Raw genomic sequence first — 16,189 nt, 5'->3', positions numbered from 1 at the left:
TCATGTCGATCAAGGACACCCTTCCCGCCGATCCCGCGCGCATCGTCAACACGGTGCGCGAGCGCTATGGACGCATCGCCACGGGACAGGAGTCCGGCTGCTGCGGACCGTCGACAGCCCCGTCCTGTGGAGACCCGGCGTCGGCCGCCATCGGCTACCGCGACAGCGACCTCGAGGCGGTGCCCGAAGGGGCCAACCTGGGCCTGGGCTGCGGGGCTCCCCTGGATTTCCTGGATCTGATGCCGGGCGAGACCGTGCTCGATCTCGGATCGGGCGCCGGCTTCGACGCCTTCCTGGCCGCGCGCCACGTCGCCGACACCGGCCGCGTGATCGGTGTGGACATGACGCCGGAGATGATCGAGAAGGCGCGCGCCAACGCCGTCGAAGGGTGCTTCACGAACGTCGAGTTCCGCCTGGGCCGGCTCGAGTCGCTGCCCCTCGAGGACAGGTCCGTCGATGCCGCGACCAGCAACTGCGTCATCAACCTGGTGCCGGACAAGTCGGTCGTCTTCCGCGAGATCGTCCGCGTGCTGCGCCCCGGCGGCAGGCTGGTCATCTCCGACATCCTCCTGGACGGCCCCCTCCCGGCGGCGATCGCCACCGACGTGCTCGCCTACGTCGGCTGTGTCGCCGGGGCTATGGAACGCCGCGCCTACTTCGACCTCGCGCAGGCGGCCGGGCTGACGGGCGTCCGCGTCCACAAGGACGTGGACTACCTGGCCGCCGCCGGCTACACCTTCTCGAAGGAGCTGCAGGACCGCCTGAATCGCGACGGCATCACCGCCCGCGATCTCGAAGGGAAGGTGCGCTCTGTGACCTGGAGCGCCGTGAGTCGATGAGCCGGCGCGCGAAGGAAGGCTGGCGGAGAGGGGGGGATTCGAACCCCCGGCACCCGTTTTAGCGGGAGCAACTGCTTAGCAGGCAGCCCTGTTCGGCCACTCCAGCACCTCTCCGCAATTGGCCGGGACGGCCCGACGAGGGCCGGGAACGGAATGTTACCACGGGCGCGCCGCAAGACTCGTCCCGCCTGGGAACTCACGAGCCCCTCCCCTGTCGAACCTCGTTGACAAGGCGTGGGTTCGAGGTATATTGCAGCCACCTCTTCTGCAACGTGTCGGTAAGACTGCCGGAGGACATATGCAGGTCGTTCGGCGCTCCCTGCGCCACTCCGCGTTCCTGGTCCTCATGATCCTTGCCGTCGCTCTCATCGGCATGCCGGTCGCGGCGGCGGGAAGCCTGTTCCCCTGGCAGGGGATCGACGCCGGCCCCGGTGGCTATGCCCAGGTCGTCCGCGATCTCGACGGCGATGGCAGGGCGGACATCGTGGCCGCAGCCCAAGATGGGGTTTCCATCCTTTTTGGACAGGCGTACGGAGACACGAGCCCCCGGGTCCGGATCGATGTCGGAGGTTTCCCGGAGTGGGTGGTCGTCGGGGATTTCAACGTCGACGGCGTGCCGGACATCGCGGCGACTGTCAGGCTCGCCTATCCCGCTTTCGGCTGGGACCTGGTGGTCCTGTTCGGCACCGGGGACGGGACATTCCAGTTCCCAGTAAAAACCTCCTTATCGTTCCAGCCTGCCGACGTGGCGGCCGGTGATCTGAATGGAGACGGACGCACCGACCTGATCGCCATCGATCAATCGTCCTCGACCATCTACAGCTACATTTCGGATGGGCTCGGATCGTTCCGCGTCGCTTATGGTCAGCAGATTGCCGATATTCCCCGTCATCCGATCGTGGCGGATTTCAGCGGAGACGGCCGGCTGGACCTGGCGTTCCTGAGCGAGTATGGGTCTCCCAGATTCGCCGTCGCCACCGGGAACGGGGACGGGACCTTCGGCGACCCGGTGTACCAGGACGCAGAGGCCATCTACCGGTTCCGGTCGGGTGACTTCGACGGCGATGGACTTGCCGATGTCGCGACCCTCGGCAACAGCAGCATGCTGACGGTGTATTACAGCAATCGCGATGGCACCTTTTCCCCATCGGTCATTCCCGGGATCGAACCTTTTCCCTTCGCGGTCGCCGACTACAACGGGGACGGGATCGTCGATCTTCTGGTTTCAGGTGGGCAGTTCGGGCCTCTTCTGGCTCTCTTCGGCCGGACCGACCGGACATTCGATCAAAGGCACTCCGACGGGTCACTGCCAATCGGCGCGGACGGGCTGAGCGGCGATATCAACGGCGACGGCCGCGCGGATCTCGTCCTTCCGTCGTACGGCCGCGGGATCGTGACCCTTGCCATGGGACGGGGGGACGGAACGTTCGACGGCCCACTTTTCCTGAGCATGGGAGAGTCTTCCGGCGGGCCGCTCGCCGTGGGTGACATGAACGGCGACGCCAGGACCGACCTCCTGACGCTGGCATTCCCTGATGCCGCAGGAGGACTCCCTGGACTCTTCTCGTTTCTGGGTCGGGCCGATTTCGGGTCAGCCGCTCCGCTGCGCACGGACGCTTCACGCTTCGGGGAGACGCTGCTGCTGGGTGACTTCAACACCGACGGGAGGCCGGACGCCGCGATCCTGGGCCTGACCTCCCCGGCGCTCTCCGTGCTGTCCGGCAACGGCGACGGGACCTTCGGCGCGGCGGTGGGCTACGCGGACGGCGCCTACCCGGCGGGGCTGGCGGCCGGCGACTTCAACGGTGACGGGCGGATCGATCTGGCCATCACCGACACCCGCTTCGACAGCGTGTCGATCCGGCTCCAACAGGGGGACGGAACCTTCGGGCCCGAGTCGAAATACACACCCATTCCGGCGCCCGGAGCCGTGGCCGCCGCCGATTTGAACGGAGATGGGATCCTCGACTTGGTGATTGCGAACGTTGGGTGGGACTCCGTGCTGGCGTCCGTCACGATCATGAACGGCGCGGGTGACGGGACGTTCTTCTTCTCCACGACGCTACCGACGGGCTTTTCCCCCGCCGCAATCGCGGTCGCAGATTTCAACGGGGACCGGGTACCGGACCTCGCCATCGGCAACGCGTCTTCCGGGTACGTGTCGATCATCATGGGGCTGGGCCACGGATCGTTTGCGCCCCAGGCACACGTGCAAATGCCCTTCGACATTGGCCCCGGGTTCCTCCTGACCGCCGACCTCGACTCCGACGGCAACGAGGATCTCGTTGCGGCAGGGCGGTCCGCTCCTGGGACTGGGTTGGAGCTGTTCCTCGGTCAGGGTGACGGGACGTTTGGCGCACCGATAATGCTGGAGGTCTCGGGATACATGAATGCCCTGGCCGTCGGCGACTTCAACGGTGACACGCGCCCGGATCTCGCCATCTCGGGCGGCAGCATCGCCGTCCTGCTCAACCGAGGAGCCTTCCCCGACACGGACAAGGACAGTATCCCCGACGCGCAGGATCCCTGCACCGACACCGACGGCGACGGCTACGGTGACCCTGGATTTCCGGCGAACACCTGCCCCATCGACAACTGTCCCGCCGTCGGGAACATCGACCAGGGCGACGCCGATCACGACGGTGCGGGGGACGCCTGCGACAACTGCCTCACGACGCCCAACCCGACCCAGGCGGACAAGGACAAGGACGGTCGCGGGGATGCCTGCGACACGTGCACCGACACGGACGGCGACGGCTTCGGCAATCCCGGCTTCCCGGCCAGCACCTGTGCGCCCGACAACTGTCCCGCGGTCGTGAACCCCACCCAGAGCGACGCCGACGGAGACGGGGTGGGCGACTCGTGCGACAACTGCCCTTCGGTGCCGAACCCTTCCCAGGCCGACGGGGACCACGATCACGTCGGCGACGCCTGCGACACCTGCACGGACAGCGACCACGACGGCTACGGGGATCCAGCCTATCCCGGCAATACGTGCGCGGTCGACAACTGCCCCTTCAGGGTCAATCCGAATCAGGCGGACGCCGACCACGACGGGATCGGCGACGCGTGCGACCCGTGCACCGACAAGGATGGCGACGGGGCGGGGGACTGCTGCTATGCCGCGAGCACCTGCGGTTTCGACAACTGTCCCACGATCCCCAATCCGGACCAGACGGACAGCGACGGCGACCACTTCGGCGATGCCTGCGATACCTGCCCGTTCGATCCAAACAACGATCAGGATCGGGACGGCGTGTGCGGCGATCGGGATACCTGTCCTCTTGTCCCCAATCCCGACCAGGTAGACGGCGATGGAGACCGCGTGGGTGACGCATGCGACAACTGTCCGACCGTGCCCAACCCGGACCAATCCGACAGCAACCAGGATGGATCCGGCGACGCCTGCCAGCCTTATCTGATCCTGCTGGGGATCGAGGAGGACGGGGGGGACGTGCAGGAGGTGACGCTGCACGCCGGCGATCCGCAAGGTGACCCGCTCGGCGGTCAGATCCGGATCACCGCCGAGGGAGGGGCCATCGTGCAGGATCTCGATCTCGACAACCCGACCTGCGACCGCGGGATCTTCCCCGACGGGTATCCCGGTCAGGGGATCGGTGTCGCGAATCTGGGCGGGGACCTGCTGCTGTTCGACATCGATTCCACCCTCTCGACCTATCTGGGCCTGACGTGCGCGGATGGCCGGCAGGATTTCGAGATCGGCGACCGGCCCTGCGGCCAGCCGGGAATCTTCTTCAGTCAATCCATCAGCGTGCCCTTCTCCACCCAGCTCCCCTATTCTCTCTGCGTCCGCCGGTTCGGCGCGACCGGATCGCTCGGCGACTTCACCATCCTCGAAATTCTCGAATCCACGGTGCGTATGCGGACGCCGTACGATCCGGGGTTGACCTACACGTTCGACGGCGGGATCCCCAGGGAGATAAGCCTGTCGTCCCTTTATCTGGACCAGCGTTACCGGCTCTCGATCACGGTAGCCGACGGCTCAAGTCTGCCGGTGGGCGTCGAAGCGACCTTCCTGCACCAGCACGAATCGACCATGGAGTTCCTGGGGCCCCTCGCCGATTCCGATCGCGACGGGATCGACGACGCGGTCGATCCCTGCGTCGACACGGACGGCGACGGCTTCGGCAATCCCGGCTTCCCGGCCAACACCTGTCCGCCCGACAACTGTCCGCTCGTGGCGAATTCCGGCCAGGCGGACGGCGATCGCGACAGCGTGGGGGACGCCTGCGACAGCTGCCCCGCCGCGTTCGACCCTCTGCAGGTCGACCGGGACCGCGATGCCGTCGGTGATGCCTGCGATCCCTGCGTGGACGTCGACCGCGACGGCACCGGGGAGTCCTTCGAATTCCCGGCCAACACCTGCGCGGTGGACAACTGTCCGGGCCTGTTCAACCCGGGACAGGCCGATCAGGACGGCGATGGAGTGGGGGACGCCTGCGACAACTGTCCTGATCGGGTCAACCCCGGTCAGGAGGACGGAGACGGCGATGGACAGGGGGATGCCTGCGATCCGTGCCCGCTCGACGCCGCCAACGACTCCGACCACGACGGCGTCTGCGGCGACGTGGACAACTGCCCCGATACCGCCAACGCAAACCAGGCCGACGCCGACGGCGACACGTTCGGCGATGCCTGCGACAACTGTCCCGGCACCGCGAATCTGGATCAGCAGGACAGCGACGGCAACGGCCACGGCGACGCCTGCTCCCTGACGGTCGCGATCCAGAGCGTGTTTTCGCAGGACGATGTCCTGACTCTGACCGCGATCGTGCGCAGCTACGCGGGCGGCATCACCAGCGCCAGCGTGGACGTGCTGACGGCGGGAGGGGCGGTGTTTCCGATCAACTTGCAGTACGTGCCCACCCTGAACTGCACGACCGGTTATTTCCCTTATGGCATCCCGGGCAAGGGGTTCGGCATCTACAGGCAGGGCGGCGGTCAGACGACCGACTTCCTGTTCGACATCGACTCCGTGCTCAGCGGCTTTCGCGGCATCACCTGCGAGGACGGCCTGCAGGACTTCGCATTCGATGCTTTTCCGTGTACTACCGGCGGCAACCCTGGTGGTCAACCGATTGTGGCGCTCCTGAGCGGAGGAACGGCGTGCATGCAGTTGGTCCGCGGAGATCATGGGTTCTACAGCGTCCATGTCGAGCACAGTGCATCGGGCGTATCGGAGCAGGTGACGCTGAATCGATTCTCGCCCTATGCGCACGCGTCATCCAGCAGCGGGGTGCCGCGCCAAGTCGACGTTTCGTCGATCCGAGGCTCGCTCGAGCCGATCGGCCCCTTCAACGTCAGGCTGACGGCGGCGGACCTCTCCGGAAGCGGGTCGGCCGTGCAGTACTTCTACTACAACGGCGAGTCCACGATGAAGATCAACCTGGCGCCGCGGGCGGTCATCTCGGCCCCGGCGCAGGGGAAGTGCGGAGAGCCCCTCACCTTGGACGGCTCGCTTTCGTCGGATGCCGAACCGGACGGCTCCATCGAGACGTATCGCTGGTTCCTCGATCTGGGCCGCCCCGCCGAGCGCACGCTGGGTGAGGGCCGGATCCTGCAGGCGTCCCTGCCCCCGGGGAAAAACCGCGTGGGCCTGGTCGTCTTCGACGCGGAAGGGGGGCGGGACTCGACGCAGACCCTGATCACGATCCAGGACACGGCCCCGCCGACTCTGTCCTGCCCCGCTCCGACGATGGCGGAATGCGCGGGCCCGGAGGGGGCAACGGTGGGCGTCGTGGCGACGGCAGGGGACGATTGCAGCGAGGTGACGATCACGAGCAGTCGCGGAGGCGGGGCGGATGCTTCGGGCACCTACCCGCTCGGGTCGACGCCCGTCACCTTCGTCGCGACCGACGCGGTCGGCAACGTGGCGACCTGTGCGACGAGCGTGACCGTGCGGGACACGATCCCGCCGTCGCTGAAGCTGGCCGAGGACCAGACCGTCCTCTGGCCTCCCAACCACAGGCTGGTGCCGGTGCACGTGACCTGGCAGGCGATCGACCGGTGCGACCCGGCTCCCGGAGTACGCCTGGTCTCGGTGGTCAGCAGCGAGCCGGATGACGCGCCGGGCGGCAGCGACGGCGACACGAGCGGGGACGTCGCGGACGCCGCGCCGGGAACTCCGGATGACTCGGTTCTGCTGCGGGCGGAGCGTTCAGGTGGCGGCCCGGGCCGGACCTACACGCTGAACTACGTCGCACAGGACGGCTCGGGGAATGTCTCTTCGGCGATCGCGGCGGTCACCGTGCCGCATGACCTCGGGTCGGGGCCGGAGCCGTTGCTCATCAACGTCGAGGCGGGCGGCTCGGCGAAATCTGCGCACGTCTTCTGGCCGGCCGTCCCCGCTGCGCTGTCCTACGACTTGATCGTGGGCGGTCTGGAGCAGGTCACCAGGCAGCCCGATCACATTTCGCTGGGCACCGTGCGGGTTCTGGCGGCCGGTCTGCCCGGAACGAGCTTCACCGAGAATGGCACGGCGCCCAATCCCGCCCCTGGCCACGGCTACTTCTATCTCGTGCAATCCCGAGGCTCCATGGGAACGAGCGGTTTCGGAACGGAGTCGGTCCCTCTCCCCAGCCAACCCGAGTCGTGCGAGGGGGGATGCCCGGGGGAGATCCTTGAGTCCCCGGCGCCGAACGGGCCGCACAAGCGATAACCCATGTCCTCCAAGGAGGCGTCGATGCGCGCGTCACTCCTGGTCAAAGCGGCTGTCGGTCTGATCATGACAGCCGGTATCTGGATGCTCGTCCATCCGGCCGACTGCATCGACGACGACGGGGACGGCTTCAGTGAGTGCACCGGCGACTGCGACGACACGAACCCGGCGATCCATCCCGGAGCCCAGGAAATCTGCAACCGGGTCGACGACAACTGCGACGGTCACATCGACGAGGGAAGCGATCTCGACGGCGACGGCGTCAGTGTCTGCGACAACTGCCCGGACGTGTACAACCCGGACCAGCGGGACGCGGACGCGGACAGCGTCGGCGACGCCTGCGACAACTGCCCGAATATCGCCAATATCGCTCAGAGCGATGCCGACGGTGACAGGGTCGGCGACGGCTGCGACAACTGCCCGACGGTCCCCAACCCGAACCAATCCGACATCGATTTCGACTCAATCGGCGACTTGTGCGACAACTGTCCCACCATCCCCAATATCGACCAGAACCCCTGCGTCTGCGAGCAGACGTGCGGTATCAGCGGGGCGACGATCAGCTTCGACAGCCCGGAGGGGCATGGTTCGGGCGTGGTGAGATGGTCGACGGGCCGGGAGATCGACATCATCGGATTCAACGTCGTCGAGATGGACAAGAAAGGGGCCCGCACCCAGCTCAACCCCGTGCTCATCCGGTGCGAGGAGTGTGTGACCGGCGTGGGGCATACGTACTCCACGATCATTCCCAAGCACAAGAGCGGACGGGGAATTTACGTCGAGCTCCTGCGCGTCAACGGCACGTCACAGCTCAACGGGCCGGCCGTGAGGATGTAGCCTGAGAGGTCAAATCCGGAGGAACCCCCATGCGAACCCGCCCTGTTCCCGTTGTCGCCTCGCTCCTGATCGTGCTCGGGTCGGCCTGGTCGAATGCGCGGGCGTCCTGCGACGTTTCCACGCCGATGGGCCATTCCTTCATGTCCTACCTGCAGTGCAACGCCTACACACACTCGGTCGGATATTCCTATCAGGTGGGCGATCCATCCGGAGCGAACACCGGGCCGGTGAAAATCACGTGCGATAATAACGACGGCACGTTGTGCGGCCCGGCCGGCCTGCCGGTAGCCCTCGGGCAGGTGACGATCGACACCGACTGGATGGACGCTGGAGTGGTCGGATGTCCGGTCGCGGCCTCGGGGGCGCAGCGGGTCGTGATCGTGGTGGCGACGTCGTCACAGCTCGACTCGGCCGCTCTGCTCATCTCCCTGAGCGGCGCGGACCCCGGGATCGGGTACGCCGTCGAGGCGGCTCATCAGATCGACGAGGCGGCGATGCAGATCATCCCCGCCGCATGCGGCCGGACGCTCCTGCTCATCGCGACCGCCGGCCGCAACATCTACCTGCGCGCCTCCCTGCCGCCCCTGTACACCGATTGCGACCAGGGCTCGCTGGGGGCGTTCTACGGAACGACCTGCCCGGACGCCTTCCGGCCGGTGCTGTCGTTCGGACCGGTCTACACGCGCCTGCAGCGGTGCGGCGATCCCTTCGATCCGCGCAAGGAGGGCTGGACGAACACCGGTGTCCTGCCCGACGCGAGCGGCTATGCGGCCGTCACGGCCGGGGACATTCCCCGGCAGCCGGGGGACTGCCTGTTCGTGGGCAGCACGACCGTCGTCGACGGCGTCGAGACGGGAAGCGTCACAGGCTACATCAGGGTGGACATCGACTGCGTGGACGGGGACGGCGACGGGTTCACGACCTGCGACGGCGACTGCGACGATCGCGACCCGGCAGTCCATCCGGGCGCGACCGAAATAAGCAACTGCAAGGACGACAATTGCGACGGCGCGGTCGACGAGGGCTTCGACGCCGATCTGGACGGTATCGTGGACTGCCGTGACAACTGTCCGGCGGTCTCCAATCCCAACCAGTCGGACATCGACTTCGACGGCATCGGGGACGTCTGCGACAACTGTCCGACGATCCCCAATAGGGACCAGGACCCCTGCGTCTGCGCCCAGTGCAACATCGGAAATGTGGCCATCACCTTCTCGAGCCCTTATGGAAAGGGCTCGGGTGTCGTCACCTGGGACACCACTCGCGAGGTCGACATTCTAGGCTTCAACATCGTCGTGATCGACCAGAAGGGTGTCCGCACTCAGCTCAACCCCGTCCTGATCCCGTGCGAGGAGTGCATCACCGGAGTCGGGCACACCTACACGTACGTCATCCCGAAGCACAAGAGCGGGCGCGACATCTTCGTCGAGACGCTGCGGCTGAACGGGATAATCCAGGTGGCCGGGCCCGCGGCAAGACTGTGACGATGCCGCGGCCGCCCCGAACGGGCCGGTTGGCGGGTCTCAGGCCAGGAAGCCGCGCACCCCGTCGGCGACGTACTGCGCGGCCAGGGCCGCCAGAAGGACGCCGAGCACGCGCGTCACCACGTTCACCCCCGTCCGGCCGAGGAGTCGTCCGATCGGCTGCGACACGATCAGCGCCATGTGACCGAGCAACAGGACGAAACCGGTCATCGCCAGGACCAGGACGAAGCCGAGCGGGTAGGCCTTCGACTCGCCGGTCAGGATCAGAAGGCTGGCGATGGCGCCCGGCCCGGCGATGATCGGGATCGCCAGCGGGAAGACGCTGACGTCCTGGCGGAGACGCGACTCGTCCTTCTCGGCCTTGGTCTCCCGCTCATAGGACGCGAACACCATCTGCACGGCGATGCGGAACAGCAGGACGCCCCCGGCCACCCGGAAGGCATCCAGGCTGATCCCGAGCCAGCCCATCAGCCAGGCGCCGCCCAGGCCGAACGACACCAGGATCCCCGCCGCCACCAGGATGGCGCGCAGCGCGATGCGTCTCTGCTCCGCGGCGTCCCGATCCCCCGCCAGCGCCAGGAACATCGGCACGAGTCCGATCGGGTCGATGACCACGAGCATCGTCAGGAACGTCCTTATCGCGAGACCGGTCACCCCCCTGCCCTCCGTCTGCCCGTCCGCACTCTGCGGGCCTGGGGAGCGTATCTCCGTTCGGCCGCCGCCGTAAAGAACCCGCCGCTGGATTGGACACCGGTCCTGACGGGACCTATCTTGTCCGACACATCGGGGGGGTTGCATGGAGGCTCCTGGATACCAGGTCCACATCGTCTATACGGAGCCGGAATTCCAGCGTCGGACTCCCGGCGCTCCATCCGAGTATTCCTTCACCTATTTCGGGATCGTCGCCCGCTCCCGCGAGGAGGCGGTCGAGCTTGCGGTGCGGGATTTCTGGGACACGGCCCGGTGCTCCCGCGTCCGCTGGCGGCGCTGCATCGAGAGGGTCACCGTCCTGGAGTAGAATCCCGCCATGCGTGGGCATGGCGCGCTGCTCTTCCCTTTCCTCGCGTGGATGGCGACCCTCTGCGCGGCCGGCACGAAGACTCCGGTCGAGGTCGGCAGCGCGCGGGCCGTCGCCGGCCAGAAGGTGCGCGGCGTCCTGAAGGTGGCGGAGAGCGCGGACGGCACGCCCATCATCCTGCCCCTCACCATCGCGGCCGGACGGAAGCCGGGTCCGGTCGTCTGGGTGCAGGCGGCGACGCACGGCGACGAGTACGGCGGCGCGCGGGCGCTGCAGGACGTGGTGCGCGGTCTCGACCCGGCCACGATGTCGGGGACGCTCGTCGCCGCGATGATCGCCAACCCGCCCGCCTTCCAGGGACTGTCGCGCGTGAACCCGAACTGGGACGACCTCATGGACAGCGGAGACGCCTTCCCCGGCAAGGATCGGTTCGCGACCGAGAGGATCGCCGCCGCCATCCACGACTCCGTCAGGAAGAACGCGGAGTACTTCGTCGACATGCACACCGGCGGCGATCGCTTCCGGCAGCACCCGTTCGTCCTCTACTCGGTCGCCGCGGGGGCCGGGACGGAGCACCTCGATGACCTGGCGCGCGGCTTCGGAGTCCCGACGCTCTGGCGCGACGCCGTGAAGATCTTCCCCACCAGCGCCTCCACGGTGTTCAGCGGGGAGGGGATCCCTGGTTTCCTTCTCGAGGTGGGGGGCGGCCAGCCGCTCGATCCGGCCGACGTCCGTCTGCAGGCGGACGCGATCCGCAGCTTCCTGCGCGCCGTCGGCATCCTGCCCGGCTCCGCCGCGCGCCTCAAGTCGTACACCGTCGTGAGCGGCTACCGCATCGTCACCAACGCCCGCGGAGGGTTCTTCGACGCCGCGGTGAAGGCGGGCGATCGCGTCAAGGAAGGAACGGTCCTCGGCACGATCACCGACGTGCACGGCGACGTGGTGGAGACGCTGCGCGCGCCGGCCGGCTCCGACATCGTCCTGGGCGTGAGCACCTACCCCGCCACGCCGACGGGCGGCTGGCTCTTCGAGCTGGGGAGCGGGCTGGCCGAAACGCCCTGAATCACCTGGCGAAACCGCGCGCCTCCTCCTCTTGACCGTCGAGGAGCGCGGACGGTACGCTGCCCGCATGGTCCGACGGAAAATCCACGATGAGGAACACCGCGAAAGACGCGCCGGCGCCCCGGTGGAGGCGCCGCGAACGCCGCTCGTCCTCCTCGACGGCGTGTGGGTGAAGCCCGAATACCTGAACCCGAGCGGCAGCATCAAGGACCGCGTCGCCGGCTTCGTCCTGCAGAAGGGGCTCGCGGACGGGACACTCCAGGAAGGGAGCGAGGTCGTCGAGCCGACCTCCGGAAACGCCGGCATCGCTCTGGCCTACTGGTCGGCGCGGCTCGGACTGCGGGCGGTCGTGTTCATGCCGGAGAACATGACCGACGAGCGCAAGACGATGATCCGATCACACGGCGCGCGTCTCGTCCTGACACCCGAGCCGGAGGGGGTCGTCGGCGCCGTCCGCCGGGCGCGCGCCTACGCCCAAGAGAGGCCCGGCCGCTTCCTGTTCGACCAGTTCGACGACGAGGCCGGCGTGGCGGCGCAGGAGCGGCTCGGCCGGGAGGCCGTGGAGCAGGCGCGCGAGCAGGGGGCCCCGCCGTTCGACGTCGTGATCGCCGGCGTCGGGACGGGCGGCACCATCGTCGGGGCCGGCGGGGCCGTGAAGAGGGCGTACCCGAAGGCGCGTCTCGTCGCCGTCGAGCCGGACGCCAGCCCGCTCGTGTGCAAGCAGCTGTTCGCGCGCGTCTGCCCTCCCCCCGCCCTGCCCCCCCTGCACGACTATCCGATGGCGATCTGCCACCTGCAGGAGGGGATCGGCGACGGTCTGGTGCCGGGCATCGTGCGGCGCCACCGCGCGATCCTCGACGATGCCGTGCTGGTGAGCGACCGGGAGGCGCTCGAGGAGACGCGACGCCTGAACCGTGCCGGGCACCCGGTCGGACCGAGCAGCGGCACCAACATGACGGTGGCGCGCCGGCTCGCCGCCGAGGGTCTGACCGTTCTCACGTTTCTCCCCGATCGAATCGATCGCTACCGCAGCCTGCCGGAATTCAAGGACCTTTGATGAGGAGGCCAGTCGAGATGCGGCGGCAGCGCATCCCCGGAGTCTCCCTCGCGTTGACCGATCGCGACCGTCCGCGCTTCGACACCGTCATCGGCGGCAAGGCCCTGCAGCCGTACCTTCACTCCATAGGCCGATCGAGCGCGGCCTCGATCTCGGCGCGGACCTCGGAATCGGGCTCGCGCCCCCGCCTCCGCTCGAGGACGGCCCGCGCTCCGGCGCCGGTGGCGCGGCCGAGGGCCCAGGCGGCCGAGCCGCGCACAACGGGATCCGCGTCCTCGAGTCTGTCCGCGGCGGCCTCGAGCGCCTCTTCGTCCTGTACGTTCGCGGCGACGATGAGAGCATTCCGCAGAAGCCCGCGCCGGCGCGGGCGCTCCAATGCGGTCGGGCGGATCTCCTCCCGGAAGGACTTCTCGTCGAGACGGACCAGGTCCACGAGCCGGCGCGTTTCCAGGTGCGGGCCCGGCAGGAACGCCTCGTCCACGACCGGCGCCGTCTTCCTGTTCCAGGGACAGACCTCCTGGCAGACGTCGCAGCCGAAGACCCAGTCGCCGAGGTCGGCGCGCCTGCCGGCCGGGATGGCGCCGCGCAGCTCGATCGTCAGGTAGGAGATGCAGCGCGTGGCGTCGACGACGTAGGGGGCGGGGATGGCCGCAGTGGGACAGGCGTCGATGCAGGCCGTGCAGGTCCCGCAGCGATCGGCGACCGGGTCGTCCGGCGGAAGGTCGAGGTCCGTCAGGATCTGTCCCAGGAGGATCCAGGAGTTGCCGCGCGGGCCGATCAGGTTGGTGTTCTTGCCGAACCAGCCGAGGCCGGCCAGGGCCGCCAGCTCCCGCTCCAGGACAGGACCGGTGTCGGCGTACGCCTGCGTGCGCGCCCCCGGCGACTCCGTCTCGATGAATCTCCCGAGCTCCTCGAGCCTCCCGCCCAGGACGCGGTGATAGTCGCGTCCCACGGCGTAGCGGGCGACGTGCGCCACGAGCCCCGCCTGGCGGTGTCTATCATCTTTATACGGGAGATACCCGGCCGCCACCACGACGGCGGTGCGCGCCCAGGGAAAGCGCTGCTTTAGGTTGATTCGCACCTCGGCGGTCCTCTCCATGTAGGACATTTCGCCGGCCCGACCGGCGCGCAGCCATTCCTTCAGGAAGAGGGCGTGCGCGGAGGGGACGATCGGAGCGAATCCCACGGCCTCGAGCCCGATCTCGAGTCCCCTGTTCTCGATGCGGCGCGCCAGGGACATGATGCCTGCGCTCACGACCGGCCGCCCAGGTCGAACGCGGAGGTCAGCCTCTCGACGATCGTCCGCCCGATCACGAGCGCCGCGGTCGCGGCCGGCGACGGGACGTTGAGCACGTGGATCATCCGTCCCGCCGGCAGGATCCGGAAATCGTCCACCAGGAGGCCCTCTCGATCGACGGCCTGCGCCCGCACGCCCGACCCGCCCGGCAGCAGGTCCGTTGGCAGAAGGCCGGGCGCCAGCCGGCGGAGGGCGCGCAGGAACGCCCTCTTGCTCAGCGACTGCCACGTCTCGCGCGCGCCGCTCCGCGCGTGACGCAGCGCCATGCGCCAGAAGCCGGGGAAGGACAGCATGTCCGCGAGGTCGGCGAGGCTGACGTCGGTCTTCCGGTACCCCTCGCGCGCCAGGGCCAGGACGGCGCTCGGGCCGGCGAGGACGCCTCCGTCGATCCGCTTGGTGAGGTGCGCGCCGAGAAACGGCAGCGCCGGATCGGGGACCGGGTAGATCAGACCGCGCACGGCACGGCTCGGTCCGATCGCGAGCTCGTAGTACTCGCCGCGGAACGGCAGGATGGCCACGCCGGGATCCGTCCCCGACAGGCGGGCGATCCGGTCGCTGTGGAGACCGGCGCAGTTGACGGCGAAGCGGGCGGACACGGTCCCTCCCGTGGTCTCGAGCACGACTTCGCCGCCGCGGTCGACGACGCCGAGCACCCGCGTTCCCGTGCGGATCGCTCCGCCGCCGTCGGCGACGAGCCGCGCCAGCGCCGCCGTGACCGCGGTGTAGTCGGTGATCGAGGCCCCCGGCACGTGCAGGGCCCGCGCGCCCCGGCAGCAGGGCTCGATCTCGCCCAGCCGCTCGGGACCGATGATCTCGAGTCCGGCCACGCCGTTCGCGACGCCGCGGCGGCGGAGCTCCTCCAGGGGAGAGAATTCGCGCGGCTCCGTGGCGACGATGACTTTGCCGCAGCGCCGCAGCGGCACGTCGTGCTCTTCGCAGAAGCGCGACATCGCCGCCGCCCCCTCGACGCACAGCCGCGCCTTCATCGACCCCGGAGCGTAATACACGCCGGAGTGGATGACGCCGCTGTTGCGGCCGCTCTGGTGGACCCCGACACGGTCCTCCTTCTCCAGGACGATCACCTCCATCCCGGCGAAGGCACGCTGGGCCGCGAGCGCCGTCGCCAGGCCGACGATCCCCCCGCCGACGATGGCGAGCGGACCGCGGGCGGCGACCGGAACAGCCGTCTCGACCTCGCTCTCGGGAAGGGTGATCAGAAGACCGGCTCCTCGACCGGCTTGCCGTCCTTGCCCTTGGGAGGCGGAGGGGGAACGTATCCGGTCGGGGGTCCCGTCGGGACGAGCGTCTTCCTCTTCACGCTGATGTAGCGCAGGGGCGGGCCGCGGCGGCCCTCGGCGGGCACGCACTCGGTGACGAACACGTACTGCGACGCGTCCGAGTAGATGGTGTCGACCTGCTCGTGGGAGCGGTCGCAGTAGGCGTTGGTGACGGCCTTGCGTCGAAGCGCCTCCGGCTCGCCGAGGGTCCGCGTCAACGACTCGATGGTGCGCAGGCCACCGGCTTCGTTCGCGCCGAAGTGGATGTCGATGCGCTCCAGCTTCGCATCGGGGCGGTTGACCCCGAACGTGAGCTCCCCCGAGTACTCCCCAGGCCGGTCGTAGATCCAGACCAGGCGGCTCTTGCCGGCCGATGTCAGGGCGGGGCGCATCGGGTGGACGCGCGCCGCCTCCTCCCGCGTCATCCCGAGCCACAGGCCGTCGAACAGGGGGACCGGGAATCTCTTCGGGGGCGGGGGGGCCGAGCCCTTCGACCCTTCGCCGCCACAGGCGGCGGCGAGCGCGCACAGGAGGGCGCCCAGGAACAGGAGAGGCGCGCGCCGCGCCGTCGCGTCGGGTCGGACGAGGCTCATGTTCACGCGGGGGCCCCGTCTGCGGACCGGGGCCGGGGCGAAGATG

11 protein-coding genes and 1 tRNA gene are annotated in these 16,189 nt (G+C 68.5%); 7 read left to right on the top strand and 5 right to left on the bottom strand.

Annotation, left to right across the window (positions count from 1 at the left end; translation table 11 throughout):
- The first annotated feature begins 2 nt into the window (after nucleotides 1-2).
- Complete coding sequence (arsM, locus tag VEW47_14950; GenBank protein HYS06480.1) at nucleotides 3-839, top strand: arsenite methyltransferase; 837 nt, start codon at nucleotides 3-5, stop codon at nucleotides 837-839.
- A gap of 20 nt (nucleotides 840-859) precedes the next feature.
- Here arsM and VEW47_14945 read toward each other — a convergent pair.
- Nucleotides 860-953: transfer RNA gene (locus VEW47_14945), tRNA-Ser, on the bottom strand.
- A gap of 184 nt (nucleotides 954-1,137) precedes the next feature.
- Between VEW47_14945 and VEW47_14940 the strand changes: the two genes are divergently transcribed.
- Genes VEW47_14940 through VEW47_14930 form a run of 3 tightly spaced genes read left to right on the top strand, consistent with a single transcriptional unit; the run spans nucleotide 1,138 to nucleotide 9,839 of the window.
- Complete coding sequence (locus tag VEW47_14940) at nucleotides 1,138-7,518, top strand: FG-GAP-like repeat-containing protein (GenBank protein ID HYS06479.1); 6,381 nt, start codon at nucleotides 1,138-1,140, stop codon at nucleotides 7,516-7,518.
- A 24-nt stretch (nucleotides 7,519-7,542) separates the two neighbouring features.
- Complete coding sequence (locus tag VEW47_14935; GenBank protein HYS06478.1) at nucleotides 7,543-8,355, top strand: MopE-related protein; 813 nt, start codon at nucleotides 7,543-7,545, stop codon at nucleotides 8,353-8,355.
- A gap of 29 nt (nucleotides 8,356-8,384) precedes the next feature.
- Nucleotides 8,385-9,839 carry a MopE-related protein gene (locus VEW47_14930; protein ID HYS06477.1) on the top strand — a complete coding sequence of 485 codons (1,455 nt, stop codon included), beginning with the start codon at nucleotides 8,385-8,387 and terminating at the stop codon, nucleotides 9,837-9,839.
- Nucleotides 9,840-9,878: 39 nt separating this feature from the next.
- On the opposite strand, the gene VEW47_14925 is transcribed toward VEW47_14930, so the two are convergent.
- On the bottom strand, nucleotides 9,879-10,493 hold the full coding sequence (locus tag VEW47_14925; GenBank protein HYS06476.1) for a MarC family protein: 615 nt from the start codon (nucleotides 10,491-10,493) through the stop codon (nucleotides 9,879-9,881).
- A 142-nt stretch (nucleotides 10,494-10,635) separates the two neighbouring features.
- Between VEW47_14925 and VEW47_14920 the strand changes: the two genes are divergently transcribed.
- The 3 genes from VEW47_14920 (at nucleotide 10,636) to VEW47_14910 (ending at nucleotide 12,976) form a co-directional block, all read left to right on the top strand.
- Nucleotides 10,636-10,857 carry a hypothetical protein gene (locus VEW47_14920; protein ID HYS06475.1) on the top strand — a complete coding sequence of 74 codons (222 nt, stop codon included), beginning with the start codon at nucleotides 10,636-10,638 and terminating at the stop codon, nucleotides 10,855-10,857.
- A 9-nt stretch (nucleotides 10,858-10,866) separates the two neighbouring features.
- Nucleotides 10,867-11,919 (top strand): succinylglutamate desuccinylase/aspartoacylase family protein, encoded by a 1,053-nt coding sequence (locus VEW47_14915; GenBank protein HYS06474.1) that lies wholly within the window; start codon nucleotides 10,867-10,869, stop codon nucleotides 11,917-11,919.
- Between the two features lie 67 nt (nucleotides 11,920-11,986).
- On the top strand, nucleotides 11,987-12,976 hold the full coding sequence (locus VEW47_14910; GenBank protein ID HYS06473.1) for a pyridoxal-phosphate dependent enzyme: 990 nt from the start codon (nucleotides 11,987-11,989) through the stop codon (nucleotides 12,974-12,976).
- A gap of 118 nt (nucleotides 12,977-13,094) precedes the next feature.
- Here VEW47_14910 and queG read toward each other — a convergent pair whose 3' ends face one another.
- From queG to VEW47_14895, 3 genes are all read right to left on the bottom strand, one after another.
- Nucleotides 13,095-14,231 (bottom strand): tRNA epoxyqueuosine(34) reductase QueG, encoded by a 1,137-nt coding sequence (gene queG, locus VEW47_14905; GenBank protein HYS06472.1) that lies wholly within the window; start codon nucleotides 14,229-14,231, stop codon nucleotides 13,095-13,097.
- Complete coding sequence (gene lhgO / locus VEW47_14900; protein HYS06471.1) at nucleotides 14,228-15,424, bottom strand: L-2-hydroxyglutarate oxidase; 1,197 nt, start codon at nucleotides 15,422-15,424, stop codon at nucleotides 14,228-14,230. Before lhgO ends, queG begins: the two co-directional genes overlap by 4 nt.
- 62 nt (nucleotides 15,425-15,486) lie before the next feature.
- Nucleotides 15,487-16,143, bottom strand: coding sequence for a hypothetical protein (locus VEW47_14895; GenBank protein ID HYS06470.1), 657 nt, complete (start codon nucleotides 16,141-16,143; stop codon nucleotides 15,487-15,489).
- Between the last annotated feature and the right edge of the window lie 46 nt (nucleotides 16,144-16,189).

This window comes from Candidatus Dormiibacterota bacterium (assembly GCA_035635555.1).
Classification (GTDB): domain Bacteria; phylum Acidobacteriota; class Polarisedimenticolia; order Gp22-AA2; family Gp22-AA2; genus Gp22-AA3.
Note: the sequence above shows the minus strand (reverse complement) of the source record. Positions and strands in the feature narration are given on the sequence as shown.

Excerpts from the sequence above, each read along its gene's own strand:
- arsM (HYS06480.1), top strand. The coding sequence starts at position 3 with ATGTCGATCAAGGACACCCTTCCCGCCGATCCCGCGCGCATCGTCAAC.
- VEW47_14940 (HYS06479.1), top strand. The coding sequence starts at position 1,138 with ATGCAGGTCGTTCGGCGCTCCCTGCGCCACTCCGCGTTCCTGGTCCTC.
- VEW47_14935 (HYS06478.1), top strand. The coding sequence starts at position 7,543 with ATGCGCGCGTCACTCCTGGTCAAAGCGGCTGTCGGTCTGATCATGACA.
- VEW47_14930 (HYS06477.1), top strand. The coding sequence starts at position 8,385 with ATGCGAACCCGCCCTGTTCCCGTTGTCGCCTCGCTCCTGATCGTGCTC.
- VEW47_14920 (HYS06475.1), top strand. The coding sequence starts at position 10,636 with ATGGAGGCTCCTGGATACCAGGTCCACATCGTCTATACGGAGCCGGAA.
- VEW47_14915 (HYS06474.1), top strand. The coding sequence starts at position 10,867 with ATGCGTGGGCATGGCGCGCTGCTCTTCCCTTTCCTCGCGTGGATGGCG.
- VEW47_14910 (HYS06473.1), top strand. The coding sequence starts at position 11,987 with ATGGTCCGACGGAAAATCCACGATGAGGAACACCGCGAAAGACGCGCC.
- VEW47_14895 (HYS06470.1), bottom strand. The coding sequence starts at position 16,143 with ATGAGCCTCGTCCGACCCGACGCGACGGCGCGGCGCGCGCCTCTCCTG.